The following is a 16,164-nucleotide window of genomic DNA, read 5'->3' as shown; positions in this document are numbered from 1 at the left end:
CAAAAAGCAAGAAACGCTTAATTCACTTTACTTTTGTATTTAATAAAAGATTCTGACTTTTTATTTAAAAAATACATCGTAAGCAAAACGCATTAAAGTACCAACCACCACTATCAAAAAGAAAATCCGAATAAAATTATTCCCTTTATTAATGGCTAATTTAGCACCTATCCAGCCGCCAAGAGCATTACTGGCAGCCATAGGCAAGGCAATAGCCCAGATGATTTTTCCTTTTAAAATAAACAAACAAATAGAGCCAAAATTTGTCGCCAAATTCACCATTTTAGCATTTGCGGATGCATGCAAAAAATCAAATCCCATAATGGCAATAAAAGCCACCACCAAAAAACTACCAGTTCCAGGTCCTATAAATCCGTCATAAAGTCCTACCACAAAACTGATTCCAATTGCATTCCAAATTTGGGTTCTCGAAGAATGATTCTTTTCAATATGTTGTCCAAAATTTTTCTTGGCATACGTGTAAATCACTAAAAAAGAAAGCACCACCAGCAATAATGGTTTCATGAAATCATTGCTCACATACGTCAACAAAGTAGAACCTAAAAATGCCGAAGGAAACGCTAAAAGCATCATGATAGCAAGCAATTTCCAGTTCATATCCACTTTTTTAAGATACTGATAGGCCGCAAACGAAGTCCCACTAAAAGCGGGAACTTTTAGCGTACCAATTACGGTTGAAACAGGAAGATTAGGCAATAAAATTAAACCCATAGGTGTTTGTATCAAACCGCCGCCACCAACAATGGCATCAATAAATCCTGCTGCAAAAGCTGCCAAACAAAGTAAAACTAATATATAGGTTTCCATTTAACTAATATTTTATTATTCCCGCAGAGATTGGCAAAAATACTATTCGTATTGATGTATTGCTATTAAAATGAAATTGATTTATAGTCAAAAAAGTATATTTTTGCTTTTATAAATTTTATTAAAACATGGACACTACAAAAATTATAGAAATTCTGGCCTACACAATACCGTCAATAATAACGGGTGGAGTTGCCTATTATCTATTTAATTCATATTTTAAGGACCAACAAAACACAAGACGCTGGTTGTTACAAAAAGAGGCTCAAAAAGACGCATTACCCATACGCTTACAAGCCTACGAACGCATGGCATTGTATCTGGAACGTATCAATCCTACCAAATTATTGATCCGAATTGTACCGCTTTCCAATGATAAAAACGATTATGAAAATCTTATAATTGCCCAAATTGAACAGGAATTTGATCATAATTTAGCACAACAGATATACATGACTGATGAATGTTGGACAATTATTGTCACAGCAAAAAATGCTACAATCCAAATGATTCGAAAAGTTAATAGGAGTGATCGTGTTGACAATGCCGATAAATTGCGTGAAGTACTTTTGAAGGATTTAATGGAGAAACAATCCCCAAGCAATGCTGCTTTGGCATATATCAAAAATGAAGTAGGACAATTGTGGTAAAAATATTGACACTAGTAATTGCTATTCCTTCAATAATCGATTTAATTGATAGTGCTCCAATTCATTTAAATGGGGAAGTATTTTTTCCAAAGAACCTCTTATTACCGGATTTTTCAATAGTTTTCTAATGTTATCTCTACCAAATTTTGAAAATTGCCACATGTGATGGGTAGTTGCATTGACCAAATTTTCTAAAACAAGGTCATTTATCATTTTGAAAACGAGCAATTTATCCAAAGCATTTTGTCGTGTATTCGCTTCATAATTAATCGATGCATACTGTGTTAATTCGTTAACCAATAATGCTTTATCTGTAACATAATTAGGCGTTGATAAAGCAAGTGTCAACCACAAGGTTCTTAAATTATAATCATTGAAGCCCATCCATTTTTTTGATTTATCTAAATATAGAATGCGTTGCTCTGGAAAATTATTCCACAAATTGTACAGTGCTATTTCTTGGGTTTGATACGATTTGTCTCCTAATAACGTTTCATATTGTATTCTGAATCTTTCTGGAATTTCATTCAATGCGGCTGCCACTGTTTGACGTAATTGTATATTTTTACTTTCTAAAGCCAATGTTAAGAGCGATTCTTTCTCTTGAAAACGGTCCTCTTTTAATTGGTTTACAACTGCTTCTTTTACAGAAAAATGCACTTCAGACCGCATTGTTTTTTCAAACAAATCCTTTTTCTCTGACAGTGGTTTGTTTTTCAATTTATCGACTTCAAACAATGTTTGAATTGATCTGTTTTTAAGTAATAAACTATTGGCTTGTTGCGTATTAAAAACACTTGATTCAAGCCATACTTTACTAAAATTATCCAAATCATAATCTGATATTTTTTTGATTTCTGCAAAGAAATCTGATGTATTTACACTTTGAAACGCATGTTTTTTCAGATAGTTTTTCACTGCTTTTTTAAACACCTTATCTCCTATTTCTTCGTGTAAAACAAAAAGTGCCCAAGCGCCTTTTTGATAAAAAGTCAATGAACTGGCTTTGGCATTCAAAACGGGAATCGTATCCGTTCGAGAAGCGTATTTTAATTGTTGCGCCGAATCATATAATTTCGAATAAAAATAATCTTCCCCATAAATTTCTTTTTCGGCGAGTAACGCATAATAGGTTGCAAAACCTTCCTGCAACCAATGGTGTTTTCCGGTTTGGGCAGTGACCATATTCCCAAACCATTGATGGGCTAATTCGTGTGCATTGACATTTGTGTAACTTCTGTCCTCAAAACCTGTTGAATCAACCACATAACGCATGTTGAAAAGCGTTGCCGATGTATTCTCCATTCCTGCATACAAGAAATCCCGAACAGGAACTTGTTTGTAAATTTCCCAAGGATACTTTACTCCTATTTCTTTTTCTAAAAAATCAAACATCTGTTTTGAATCCCTATAAGTCGGTTCAAATTTGCCACTATCTTTTGGTTCCAAATACATTTCTAAAGGAATTCCAGAATTTGATTTTTGTGTTTGTTTTTTAAATTTCCCAATGGCAAGCATCAATAAATATGAACTCATCGGTTTTTGCATTTGGTATTGCCAAACCGAAAGTTCATTAAGCTCTGATTTAAATTTTAACATTCCATTAGAAATTACCTGATAGTTTTTATGATATGCAATATTTAAATTGAAAACTACTTTTTCATTCACATCATCAAAACTCGGAAACCAATGACTGGTATATTTTCCTTGTCCCTGTGTCCAAATTTGTATATTATCATTTGTCTGTGAGCCAACGAAATACATCGTTTGTTTTGGCTTAGCCAAAAACTGAAAAGTCAAGTTGTTTTTTCCTTTATTAAATGGAAAAATAATTTGCAATTGTTTTTGTGTATTGATGTAATTAAGCGATTTTCCGTTCAGTTTCAAATCAGAAAATTCCATATTTTGAGCATCAATTTTAATGGTATCAATAGATTTCAAAACGTCAAAATCATAATCGACATTTCCTGAGACTATCTTTTCAACCGGATTTATGGCAATTTTTCCTAAAACCGATTTAAAATCAACAAATTGGGTTTGTTGGGCAAATGTAAACGTGGAAATAAAAAAGAATAGGTATTTCATTATTAGGGCATTTAATGCTACGATTTCCAAAGTTACAAAGGTTTCCCAAACTAATCCGCCTAATTTTGTAAGTTTACCTTCAGAAAATCAGAAGAAAATTACTTTGAAAAAGAAAGCCTTATTTAATTGGAGCAGCGGAAAAGATTCTGCTTTAGCCTTATACAAAACCCTACAAAATCCTGAAATTGATATTGCCTGCTTGCTGACCAGTGTCAACCAGCAATACCAACGTATTTCGATGCACGGTGTCCGGGTTGAATTATTGGAACAGCAAGCCGAAAGCATTGGATTACCGCTTGAAATCATGCAAATACCCGAAATGCCAACGATGGAAGTCTACGAAAATGTGATGCGCGAAACATTGGCTACACTAAAAAACCAAGGCGTCACCCTCTCTATTTTTGGCGATATCTTTCTGGAAGATTTGCGTAAATACCGGGAGGATAAATTAGGCGAGATGGGTTTTGAAGGCGTTTTCCCGCTTTGGAAAATCCCAACTCACGAACTCATTCAAGAATTCATAACTTTAGGTTTTAAAACAATTGTGGTTTGTGTCAACGAACGATTTTTGGATAAAAGTTTCGTTGGTCGCGTTATCGATCAAGATTTCATCAACGATTTACCTGAAAATGTAGATGTTTGTGGTGAAAATGGTGAATTCCATACCTTCACATTTGACGGTCCCATTTTCTCAAAACCCATAGATTTTGAAATTGGTGAAATCGTGTACCGAAAATATGAAAAACCGGAAAAAGAAGATTCGTCCGATACCGCTTGCGATACGAGTGCTTCTGATGCGTTTGATTTTGGGTTTTGGTATTGTGATCTGGTTGCAAAATAATTTAAATAAAAAACTCCGAAGTCATAAGACAACGGAGTTTCATTTTTATAGAATCTGAAAGAAATTGCTAATCTAAACTTGGCACAACGAAAGTATCCAACACACTTTTTTCATTCATAAGTGCTTCAATTTCATTTAATTTTCTTGGTGCTTCCGCAGATAAATTTACGGGTCCATTTGTGGTAATCAAAATATCATCTTCGATTCGTACCGCAATTCCCCACCATTTTTTATCACAATCACTACCGATAGGAATATAAATTCCTGGTTCTACAGTAACGACCATATCGGCTTCAAAAGCATTATACAAACCTGGATCGTGAACATCTAAACCAATGTGATGCGAAGTTCCGTGCGGGAAATATTTACGGGATTCTTGTTCTGTTTTAACAATTCCTAGTTTCACTAAACCGACGCTGATTATTTTGCGAGCCGCAGCATCCGGCGCATTGAAACTATTTCCAATTTTTGCAGCAGCAATTCCTGCTTCTTGAGCTTCATAAACCAAATCATAAATAAGTTTTTGCTCAGTGGAAAATTTTCCGTTAGCAGGAATTGTTCGGGTTACATCGGCAGTATAGCCATGATATTCCGCCCCTAAATCCATTAAAACCAAATCATTTTCGACTTTCATTTTACTATTTTCAATATAATGCAATACACAACCATTGTTTCCAGCGCCTACGATTGACGGATAACCTTCAAACTCGCTGCCGTACTTTTTATAGACAAATTCGTGAATTCCCTGTATTTCCGTTTCAGACATTCCGGGATGCATCGCTTTCATGATTTCACGTTGCCCCATTGCCGATATCCGTACCGCTTTAGTCAACAAAACCAACTCTTCTTTGGATTTTTTCTCCCGCAAACTCGCCATATACGTCAAAATCGATTTGGTATTTATAGTGGCCTTTTTTGAAGTGATGCTTTTTTTAGCATTAATTTCGTTTTGCACATTCGAATCCATTTGAGATTTCACTTTTTCGTTGTAGCCAATTTGGGATTTAAAGGCGCCAATTAACTTGTATAAATCGGCTTTTTCATTTTTCGAATTTCGGGTATCTTCTTCAAATTCCTTAAAGAAAACAGTATCAAAACTGGCATAATCAATCCCTGAATTTAAAAATGCTGCTCCATTGAAAGCATCTTCAAAACCCAACTCTTTTTTGGCGCCTTCTGTTCCTAAACGCACTCCGGTCCATTGCTCCGCTCTTGGATTTTTTTCCTGAACATACAGCAATTCATGGAATGACTTCCCTACTTTATTGGTTTGATTGTTCGAAAAAATTACCAGAACTGAATTCGGCTCTTTATATCCTGTTAAATAATAAAAATCAGGATCTTGATGGTAGATAAAATCCACATCATTGGCTCGGTTCCGAATGGGATTACCAAAAAATACCGCCACACTATTCTCAGGCATTTTAGCACGTAAAGCTTCTCTGCGCTCTTTATGGAATTGAGCCGATAAATAATCGTTTGGATTTCCGTTTTGTGCTATGGTAACACAGACAAAAAAGACAGTAAAAACAAAAGAAAGTTTTAAATTCATGGCGCTAAAATATTAGAGTTTTGCAAAATAAAGACGAGGTTTTGAATGAATGAATTGATAGGTAAATATAATTTTTTTGTGCGTATCAATTACTATTTTTATTGAAAGATCCTTCTTTTATCCGTTTAAAAATAGAAAAAGAGCACCAAAAGTTTTTCAACTTCTGAGTACTCTTCAGCAAAAGTGCTTCATCATTCTAAAATTAACCAAAACTAAACTTTATGAAAAATGTTTTTAATAAGCACTAATAATTTACTTTTTTATACTAGAATAGTAAAATGTTATATGCTATAGTTTTTAAACTTATAACATAGATGCTACTTCTTGCAAAAGGTTGCGTCAAATTATAATTATTTTTTTCTAAAGTGAAAAAGCCGCTAAAATTAACCCTGTTAAACGGTTTACAGTTGCTTCTAAATCAATGGCCGCAGATTCACTGATTTTAAAAAATCTGCGAATCTGCGGCTTATTTTTTTACCCGTAAAGTACTTTGTTTATCTTTCCTCGTAGAGTTTCAGCAATTGTGTCACCGTATTCCAATTGCGGATTGTTGCGGTTACATTCAGTTTTTTCTCGATGTATTTTTGATCAAATCGGGTTTTTCCCGCTCCAACAGCGTATTTAATAAAAATTCTGCTCGCATCAATACTGGCTTCATCCGGCTTGAATTGGCTAATTTTCAAATCATTCATACTGGTACTTTGCAAGGTCGTAGAAATAAACGCTACGTATAACTTTTTGATATCAATATCCTTTTCCTTCAAGAAAGGATTGTTCTTGAAACACGATTCCAAGTCTTCTTTGGCAATAACCACAACAGGCACTTCATGTCCAAAAGCTTTGAAAATTTCCTGCTTGATTAGAAAACCAACTTTTGCAGAACTTTCTTCCTCCGTGTCCACAAAAACATTCCCGGATTGAATATACGTTTGCACATTTTGAAAACCAATGGCTTCCAAAGTCGTTTTGAGTGCCTCCATTTTTATCATACTGTGACCGGAAACATTGATGCCACGAAGTAGTGCGAGATGAGTTGTCATTTTTTAAGCTTTTAATTTTTGCGAAGATATTGTGGATGGGAATTTTTTAAATTTAATTAAATCAGGGAATTTTGTCTATAAATCCAACAAAAAATCGAAACTACTTTATTTTTTATGCTTATTTTTCTTTTCATTCTCTCGTAATAAATTTAAAGTATGCTTTAAAGAATATATACTTGTCCAATCATGGTGTCCTGTAATTATAAACTTAGGTTTATTAAATTTAGTTTGAACCCGTTTAATTGTATTTGGCCATTCGGTAACATTTGCTTCTCCAACATATTCTAAATCTTTAGCATCAATGCTTTTTACTAAGCAACCACCATAAAGAATTTTCTGTTTCTCAAACCAAATTACAATGTTATCTTTTGTATGTCCTTCGCCAGCATAATAGGTTTCAAATTTAAAGTCTCCTATATTAAAGACGGTATCTTTTTCAATCAAGAATTCGGCTCTTGGTCTTTCATTTTCTATCGAAATTTCATCCGTTTGCTTAGTTGTATAGGTTTTTATTCCAAGTTGTTTATAGAAGTCAAGTCCTGAAGTTCTATCTTCATGAGAATGCGTAGCAACTACCAAAACTATTTTTTTATGATGTTTTGCTTCAATCGTGTCTAGTAGCGACTGAAAAGGAAATGTATCCCATGGAGAATCAAAAAGGATAATACCTTCAGGGGTCACGACATACATGGCATTAGCATCTTGCTTTTTGGTTCCAAAAATTTTATACGTAGTGTACACGTAAAAATCACCTCTGATTTGTGTTATTTTCAATTCATTGTTTACTGTTTGTCCAAAAGAAATATTTGAATAAAATAATAAAAATAAGGCTAATACAAGTGGTGAAATAGGTTTCATATTTGACTTTTTAGTTTAATTATTTAAAGGGAGAAGATTATCTTATACAATTAAATATGTTGCAAAAATTCCCCAAATATACCAATTTTCTTATGCCGTTTTCAAATTATCTAATTCCTTTATTTCATCATTTCCAAATTTCCAAACAAAAAACTATCTTCGCTCCATCAAATTAAAAATCCGTTTTAATCTGCGTTTTTGCCATCTCGAGCGAAGTCGAGAGAAGCAAATCCGTTTTATCCGTGTCCAAAAAAATCTAAATGAGCAACCTCCTACTCACTCCCATTGAATACCTCAAAGGCGTTGGTCCCAATCGGGGCGAATTGCTACGCAAGGAATTGGGGATTTATAAGTACGTGGATTTGGTTAATTTTTTTCCAAACAGATACATTGACAGAACGCGGTATTACAAGATTAATGAACTGCAAAACAATAGTGCCGAAGTTCAAATCATCGGTAAAATCATCAATATCAAAACCGTTGAATTTGGACGAAACCAAAAACGATTGGTCGCTACTTTTGTGGATGATACGGGACAAATGGAACTCGTTTGGTTTCAAGGTCACAAATGGATTCGGGAGAGTTTAAAGCTCAATGAAATCTGTGTGATTTTTGGGAAATGCACGTCTTTTGGGAATGCGTTCAATATGGCGCATCCGGAAATTGAATTGATGAGCGAACACGAACAAAGTCTGCGTTCGGCGATGCAACCCGTTTATCCTTCGACAGAAACCTTGACGAATCGCGGGATTTCAAACCGAGTGATTAATAAACTGATGCAACAATTGTTTCTGGAAACGCAAGCGTTATTCACAGAAACTTTACCGGATTATTTAATCAACGAACTGAAACTGATTCCTAAAAAAGCAGCTTTATTCAACATTCATTTTCCAAAAAGCGCTGATGTTTTGGCGAAAGCCAAATTCCGATTAATATTCGAAGAATTGTTCTTTATTCAGTTGCAATTAATCACTAAAAACTTGATTCGGAAACATAAAATAAAAGGACATCCGTTTGCAACCGTAGGCGACTATTTCAATGCTTTTTATCAGCATCATTTGCCTTTTCAATTGACGAATGCCCAAAAAAGAGTGATCAAAGAAATCCGAACGGACATGGGAAGCAATGCCCAAATGAACCGATTGTTGCAAGGCGATGTAGGTTCCGGAAAAACAATTGTGGCTTTTATGAGCATGCTTTTGGCACTTGATAATGGTTTCCAAGCCTGCTTGATGGCACCTACGGAAATCTTGGCGAATCAGCATTTTATTGGTTTATCTGAATTGGCCGAAACGTTAAACATCAATATCAGAATCCTAACGGGTTCCACTAAAATAGCGCAACGCAGAATTATCCATGAAGAACTGGAAAATGGTATGTTACACATTCTTATCGGAACACATGCTTTACTGGAAGATAAAGTGAAATTTAAGAATTTAGGACTGGCTGTGATTGATGAACAACACCGTTTTGGTGTAGAACAGCGCTCTAAATTGTGGAAGAAAAATGTGATACCGCCACACGTTTTGGTGATGACCGCCACGCCTATTCCCAGAACTTTGGCGATGAGTTTGTATGGCGATTTAGACATTTCGGTGATTGATGAATTGCCTCCAGGACGAAAACCGATTCAGACCGTTCATCGTTTTGACAGCAACCGATTGAAGGTTTGGAAATTTCTGCGGGACGAAATTGCTTTGGGTCGCCAAATCTATATTGTGTATCCGCTGATTCAGGAATCGGAAAAAATGGATTTCAAGGATTTAATGGACGGTTACGAAAGTGTTTCCAGAGATTTTCCGTTGCCACAATTTTCAATTTCAATCCTTCACGGAAAGATGAAACCGGCGGATAAAGATGCCGAAATGAAACGCTTCTCGGAAGGAAAAACCAATATTATGGTCGCCACCACCGTGATTGAAGTAGGCGTGAATGTTCCTAACGCCAGTGTAATGATTATAGAAAGTGCGGAACGTTTTGGATTGTCGCAACTGCATCAGCTTCGCGGTCGTGTGGGCCGTGGTGCGGAACAAAGTTATTGCATCCTGATGACCAGTCACAAACTGAGTTCGGACAGTAAAACCCGAATGGAAACGATGGTGCAAACGAACGATGGTTTCGAAATTGCCGAAGTCGACTTGAAGCTGCGTGGTCCGGGCGATTTGATGGGAACCCAACAAAGCGGTGTGCTTAATCTTCAAATTGCCGATTTGGTTCGAGACCGAGACACTTTAGCATTAGCCAGAAATTATGCGTTACACTTACTCAAGGAAGATGCCGGGATGCAAAAACCGGAGCATGCTGCTTTGAGAGCTGTTTTTATTGAAATGACCAAAAAGAAAAATATTTGGAATTATATTAGTTAAACTAATAGTTACTATATTTTTCTTTTTAGTAAAAGTCTCTTGAATTTATTTTAAGTAAAATCGCATATTTTTTATACTTTGGATTAAACCATTTTACATTTTTACAGTCATAGAAAATTACAAAGCGAATTTTGTGGCATTTAATTTAAATGCAATATTATGTTATTATTAATAGTTGTATGTACAAACGTTAAATAAAAATTAACAATTCGTCAATTACCATTCCTAAATATTAGATTTGCATTTAACTAAAATTATTGATACCTAATCCTACTTTACAAAACAAATATGAAAATAAAACACCTTGTTTATGCCTTGTTAACGATCGGAATAATTGGATTTATTGTTTATAGAATCTCAGAGAACAAAAGTAAAAATGGAGATCCAAATGATCTTAAAGGAAAAGATAAACAAATGAACGTAAGCGGTATTGTAGTTAAATACCAAACATTTGATAATAATTTATCCCTTTCAGGTTCTATAGAAGCCAATGAGCAAGTAGAAATTCGAAGTGAAGTTTCAGGAATAGTAGAAGGAATTTATTTTCAGGAAGGTAGTGCTGTCAGTAAAGGACAAGTACTTTTTAAAGTCAATGATTTAGAATTAAGAGCACAATTAAGACAAACTTCCACCAGAGAAGGATTGGCTTCGGAAAACGAAAGACGAGCCAAATTATTACTTCAAAAAGAAGCCATTAGTCAGGAAGAATACGATTTAGCACGTGCTGATTTAAAATCGGCACAAGCCCAAAGTCAGTTGATCAAAGCACAAATTGCAAAAACATCAGTACGAGCGCCATTCTCTGGAAAAATTGGTTTGCGTTCTATTTCGCCGGGTACTTACATAACGCCAACAGTATTAGTTGCGAAATTAGTTAATGTTGGGAAATTAAAAATTACGTTTTCAATCCCAGAAAAATATGCCAATCAAGTTAAAAAAAATACAACAATAACTTTTAAAATTGCCGGCTCTGATAAAAAATATACTGCTAATGTGTATGCTATTGATCCAGAGATTGCAGTTAGTACCCGAACATTACAAGTACGTGCCATTGCGGATAATAAAGATGGCAAATTATTACCTGGAACTTTTGCTGATGTAGAAATGCCATTGGATATTATACAAGATGCTATTGTTGTACCTACAGAAGCTATTATTCCGGTACAAAACGGGAAAAAAGTTTTTATTTCTAGTAATGGTCAGGCCAAAGAAATAATGATCGAAACGGCTACCAGAACAGATGCGTCAATTTTAGTACTTTCTGGTTTAAAAGCGGGTGATACCGTTATTACTAGTGGTGTGATGTCTTTGAAAAATGAAACTCCTGTAAAAGTAACTATAAAATAATTTTAATTGTGAGTTGTGAATTATGAGTTTTCACCAGAAAATTTAATAATCATAACTTAAAATTCATAATTCAAAAAAAAAATGAGTTTATCAACCACAAGTATTAGAAGGCCCGTACTGACTATAGTTATCAATCTAGCCATTGTGTTGTTTGGAATAATAGGATACACTTTTCTAGGCGTTCGTGAATTCCCCTCAATTGATCCGGCTCAAGTTTCTATCCGTACCAACTACGCAGGTGCTAATTCTGATATTATTGAGTCCCAAATTACTGAACCCTTAGAGAAAGCAATCAATTCTATTGACGGGATTAGAAATGTGACTTCTTCCAGTGCCCAAGGAAGCAGCAATATTACTATCGAATTTAATTTGGATAAAAACCTGGAAGATGCAGCCAATGATGTTCGAGATAAAGTATCACAAGCTGTAAGAAACCTTCCACAGGATATTGATTCTCCTCCAGTAGTTTCTAAGGCTGATGCCAATGGAGAGGCGATTATTTCGATGACTGTTCAAAGTGATACCAGAAGTGCTTTAGAATTAAGTGATTATGCCGAAAACGTAATTTCCCAAAGATTAGAAACGATTCCAGGCGTAAGTGGTGTTCAGATTTGGGGACAAAAAAGATATGCCATGCGATTGTGGATTGATCCTGTAAAGCTGGCTTCGTATGGTTGCACCGTTTCAGAAGTAAGAGACGCTTTGAACCAGCAAAATGTCGAATTACCTTCTGGAAAACTGACTGGAAAAAACACCGAATTAACGGTAAAGACTGTTGGGAATTTATCCACTGCCGAAGAGTTCAACAATATAATCATCCGTACCGATGGGGAAAAAGTAGTTCGTTTTAGTGATGTAGGTACCGCCACATTAGGACCTGAAAATTTAGAAACCAAAATGACTCAATCCGGTACACCTCTTGTTGGTGTTGCCATTGTTCCACTTCCGGGAGCGAATTACCTAGATATTTCTAAAGAATTTTACACTGTTTTCGAAGCTTTAAAAAAAGATTTACCCAAGGATATTAAATTAAACATTGCTATTGACAATACCATTTTTGTAAAAAAATCGGTTATTGAAGTAGCGGAGACACTTGGGATTTCAATTATTCTGGTAATCTTAATTATTTATCTTTTTTTCCGGGATTGGGCTATTGCTTTTAGACCTTTAATTGATATACCCGTTTCGTTGATTGCTACTTTCTTTATAATGTGGCTTTTTGGATTCTCCATTAATGTGTTGACTTTGCTTGCTATTGTTTTGGCAACCGGGCTGGTCGTTGATGACGGAATTGTTGTCACCGAGAATATTTTCAAAAAAGTTGAGGAAGGAATGACACCGATAGAAGCGGCCATCAAAGGATCTAACGAAATCTTCTTTGCCGTAATATCCATTTCTGTAACTTTGGCAGCAGTATTTCTACCTGTAATTTTCCTTGAAGGATTTGTCGGGAGGCTGTTTCGGGAATTTGGTGTCGTCATTGGAGCAGCCGTATTAATTTCTGCTTTTGTATCGTTGACATTAACCCCAATGTTGAATGCCTATTTAATGAAAGGTGGTGAACAAAAAAAATCAAAATTTTATATTAAAACCGAACCTTATTTTCAAAAATTAAATAAAGGATATGCAAGTTCGCTGGCCCGTTTCATGAAAAAAAAGTGGCTCAGTTTTCCCATTCTTTTTGTTTGTTTTGGATTGATTTATCTTTTCTTCAATTTATTACAAAAAGAGACAGCTCCTTATGATGACCGAAGCGGATTTACGATGCGTATGACTACTCCCGAGGGCTCTTCATATGAATACACAGATCGCTTAATGCAAGAAGTTTCAAAATTAGTAGATGATTCGATCCCGGGTAAAAAAGTCAGCTTGGTAATTACCTCACCCGGTTATGGATCATCCTCTGTAAATAGTGGTTTCATACGAGTTTCATTAGTAGAACCAGGTGATAGAAAAGATTCCCAAAAAGAGATTGCAGAGAAATTAACCAAATGGACCAAGCAATATTCCGAAGCAAAAACATCTATAATTGAACAACCAACCATTGCTGTAAACAGGCGTGGTGGTTTACCGATACAATATATTATTCAGGCTCCAAACTTTGAAAAACTACGAGAAAAAATTCCTTTGTTTATGGATGAAGCAGCCAAAAATGAAACTTTTGCTGTTACGGATGTAAATCTAAAATTCAATAAACCTGAAATCAATGTCACAATTGATCGTGAAAAAGCAGAAAGTTTAGGAATTTCCGTGATTGATATTGCCCAAACCTTACAGCTTTCGTTGAGTGGACAGCGTTTTGGTTATTTCATGATGAATGGAAAACAATATCAAGTAATTGGGCAATTTGACCAAAAAGATCGTTCAAAACCATTGGATTTGACCTCTATGTTTGTCAAAAACAATATAGGCCAATTGATTCAAATGGATAATGTTGTAAAAGTAGAAGAGCAAAGCAATCCGCCACAATTGTATCATAATAATAGATATATGTCTGCCACTATTTCAGCCGGTCTCGCTCCTGGTAAAAGTATCAGCGACGGTATTCAAGCAATGGATGATATAAAAGCTAAGGTACTTGATGATACATTTACAACAGATTTAGGAGGCGAATCAAGAGACTTTGTTGAAAGCAGTTCGAATACCGCTTTTGCATTTGGTCTAGCTTTACTGTTAATCTTTTTGATTCTGGCAGCCCAGTTTGAAAGTTTTATTGATCCGTTCATTATTATCCTGACTGTTCCTATGGCGGTTGCCGGTGCATTATTTTCCTTATGGCTATTTGATCAGACTTGGAATATTTTTAGTCAAATTGGTACTGTTATGCTTATCGGTTTAGTAACCAAGAATGGGATTTTGATTGTCGAGTTTGCCAATCAGCTTCGGGAACAGGGAAAACCAAAATTAGAAGCCATTTTAGAAGCTTCGGAAGCAAGATTACGACCAATTTTAATGACCAGTTTAGCAATTTCATTAGGTGCATTGCCTATTGCAATGTCACTTGGTGCAGCTTCAACAAGTAGAATTGGGATGGGAGTTGTTATTGTAGGCGGAACTATTTTCTCATTGGTTTTAACGTTGTTCGTTATCCCAGCTATGTATTTGATGTGGTCTAAAGCTAGAAAACATTATCCTGAATTTGATCATATTGAAGAATATGAAAAAGAAGTTAAATAATTTCTATACATACATCTAATAATTTAAATGGAACTTAGCTGACGCCGATTATCTTTTTTTAATTTAAAAATTCGGAAAATCTTGACCAAAAAATATAATTATGAAGACTATTAAAATACTATTTCAAAGTTTTATATTACTCTTATTTTGTATCGTAAAAACGAATGCTCAAGAAGTTTTGACATTAGAAAATGCTGTAAAAATTGCATTGGAAAATAATTACGAAATAAAAATTGCCACTAATAATTTATCGATACAAAAAACAAACGTAGCAATAGGAAATGCAGGAATGCTACCTACGGTAACAGCTTCTGTTTTTGATAATAACAGCGTTCAAAATAGTTCTCAAACACGTCAGGACGGAACCCAAACTGAATTAGACAACGCTAAAAATAATAATTTAACGTATGGCGTTGGATTGGATTGGACTGTTTTTGACGGACTTAGAATGTTTGCCCGAATGGACCAATTGAAAGAACTACAAAAATTGGGTGAAGCACAATTAAAACTAACCGTAATCACAAGAATTAGCGATGTAAATGCGGCGTATTATGATTTAGTGCAACAACAACAACAATTAGCCGCTTTAGACACCACAATAGTCATTTCGAATCAGCGGCTGAATTTGGCACAAAACAGATTTACCATTGGGAAAGCCTCTAAATTAGAAGTTTTAAATGCCCAAGTAGACCTTAATACTGATCAGGTGGCATTACTACGACAGAAAGAATTATATGCTAACAGCAAAATTTTATTAAATCAATTGTTAGCCCGGGACGTAACCACTAATTTCAGAGTAATCGATGTTCTTGAAGTCGATGGACTGCTATTACTTCCGGAACTAACTGCTTTGGCCGAAAAGCAAAATCCACAATTAGAGGCCCAAATCATCAATAAAAGAGTAGCTGAATTAGAATTGAAACAGGTAAAAGCAGCCCGTTATCCAACCGTTCGGGTAAATACTGCCTATAATTTTTCAGAAAGTCAATCCAGTTTGGGTTTTGTTGCACAATCACAATCAAGAGGTTTTAATTATGGTTTTAGTGCCACATTAAATGTATTTGATGGTTTTTCTCAAAACCGAAATGAGAAAATCGCCAAGATTCAAATTCAGAATTCCAAACTGAATATAGAGCAACAAAATTTAGCTTTAAACTCCCAATTGGCTACTTCTTATCAAACTTATTTAACTAATTTAGAATTAATTTTTTTAGAAGAAAAAAATGAATTAATAGCCAAACAAAATCTCAGTATAACATTAGATAAGTTTAGAATTGGGACTATAACTACTTTAGAATTTAGAACGGCGCAATTGAATTATGTCAATGCTAAAGTGCGGTATAGTAATGCTCAATTTCAAGGGAAATTATCTGAAATTGCACTCCGAGAATTAGCTGGTAATCTTATTTTTTAATTTATT

11 protein-coding genes are annotated in these 16,164 nt (G+C 35.0%); 6 read left to right on the top strand and 5 right to left on the bottom strand.

The window, feature by feature from the left end; translation table 11 throughout:
• Positions 1-60 precede the first annotated feature (60 nt).
• The gene (locus ACNQF9_RS07760) at positions 61-828 is read right to left on the bottom strand and encodes a sulfite exporter TauE/SafE family protein (protein WP_417989977.1); all 768 of its coding nucleotides are present in this window, start codon (positions 826-828) and stop codon (positions 61-63) included.
• Between the two features lie 128 nt (positions 829-956).
• Between ACNQF9_RS07760 and ACNQF9_RS07755 the strand changes: the two genes are divergently transcribed.
• Positions 957-1,478 (top strand): DUF7935 family protein, encoded by a 522-nt coding sequence (locus ACNQF9_RS07755; protein WP_417989976.1) that lies wholly within the window; start codon positions 957-959, stop codon positions 1,476-1,478.
• Between the two features lie 21 nt (positions 1,479-1,499).
• Here ACNQF9_RS07755 and ACNQF9_RS07750 read toward each other — a convergent pair whose 3' ends face one another.
• Positions 1,500-3,563, bottom strand: a complete 2,064-nt coding sequence (locus ACNQF9_RS07750) for a M1 family metallopeptidase (RefSeq protein ID WP_417989975.1) — start codon at positions 3,561-3,563, stop codon at positions 1,500-1,502.
• A gap of 103 nt (positions 3,564-3,666) precedes the next feature.
• Between ACNQF9_RS07750 and ACNQF9_RS07745 the strand changes: the two genes are divergently transcribed.
• The gene (locus ACNQF9_RS07745) at positions 3,667-4,404 is read left to right on the top strand and encodes a Dph6-related ATP pyrophosphatase (RefSeq protein WP_417960104.1); all 738 of its coding nucleotides are present in this window, start codon (positions 3,667-3,669) and stop codon (positions 4,402-4,404) included.
• Between the two features lie 67 nt (positions 4,405-4,471).
• Here ACNQF9_RS07745 and ACNQF9_RS07740 read toward each other — a convergent pair whose 3' ends face one another.
• The 3 genes from ACNQF9_RS07740 to bla all read right to left on the bottom strand — a co-directional run bounded on the left by ACNQF9_RS07740 (position 4,472) and on the right by bla (position 7,854).
• Positions 4,472-5,956, bottom strand: coding sequence for an aminopeptidase P N-terminal domain-containing protein (locus ACNQF9_RS07740; RefSeq protein ID WP_417960105.1), 1,485 nt, complete (start codon positions 5,954-5,956; stop codon positions 4,472-4,474).
• 494 nt (positions 5,957-6,450) lie between these two features.
• Positions 6,451-6,996, bottom strand: coding sequence for a DUF1697 domain-containing protein (locus ACNQF9_RS07735; RefSeq protein ID WP_417960106.1), 546 nt, complete (start codon positions 6,994-6,996; stop codon positions 6,451-6,453).
• Positions 6,997-7,101: 105 nt separating this feature from the next.
• On the bottom strand, positions 7,102-7,854 hold the full coding sequence (bla, locus tag ACNQF9_RS07730) for a BlaB/IND/MUS family subclass B1 metallo-beta-lactamase (RefSeq protein ID WP_417989974.1): 753 nt from the start codon (positions 7,852-7,854) through the stop codon (positions 7,102-7,104).
• Between the two features lie 260 nt (positions 7,855-8,114).
• On the opposite strand from bla, the gene recG reads away from it, so the two are divergent.
• The 4 genes from recG (at position 8,115) to ACNQF9_RS07710 (ending at position 16,158) form a co-directional block, all read left to right on the top strand.
• On the top strand, positions 8,115-10,220 hold the full coding sequence (gene recG / locus ACNQF9_RS07725; protein WP_417989973.1) for an ATP-dependent DNA helicase RecG: 2,106 nt from the start codon (positions 8,115-8,117) through the stop codon (positions 10,218-10,220).
• Positions 10,221-10,508: 288 nt separating this feature from the next.
• The gene (locus ACNQF9_RS07720) at positions 10,509-11,567 is read left to right on the top strand and encodes an efflux RND transporter periplasmic adaptor subunit (RefSeq protein WP_417960109.1); all 1,059 of its coding nucleotides are present in this window, start codon (positions 10,509-10,511) and stop codon (positions 11,565-11,567) included.
• 81 nt (positions 11,568-11,648) lie between these two features.
• The gene (locus tag ACNQF9_RS07715) at positions 11,649-14,744 is read left to right on the top strand and encodes an efflux RND transporter permease subunit (protein ID WP_417989972.1); all 3,096 of its coding nucleotides are present in this window, start codon (positions 11,649-11,651) and stop codon (positions 14,742-14,744) included.
• A 100-nt stretch (positions 14,745-14,844) separates the two neighbouring features.
• Complete coding sequence (locus ACNQF9_RS07710) at positions 14,845-16,158, top strand: TolC family protein (RefSeq protein WP_417989971.1); 1,314 nt, start codon at positions 14,845-14,847, stop codon at positions 16,156-16,158.
• The last annotated feature ends 6 nt before the right edge of the window (positions 16,159-16,164 follow it).

It is taken from the genome of Flavobacterium amylolyticum (genome assembly GCF_048284335.1).
Lineage (GTDB): Bacteria > Bacteroidota > Bacteroidia > Flavobacteriales > Flavobacteriaceae > Flavobacterium.
Note: the sequence above shows the minus strand (reverse complement) of the source record. Positions and strands in the feature narration are given on the sequence as shown.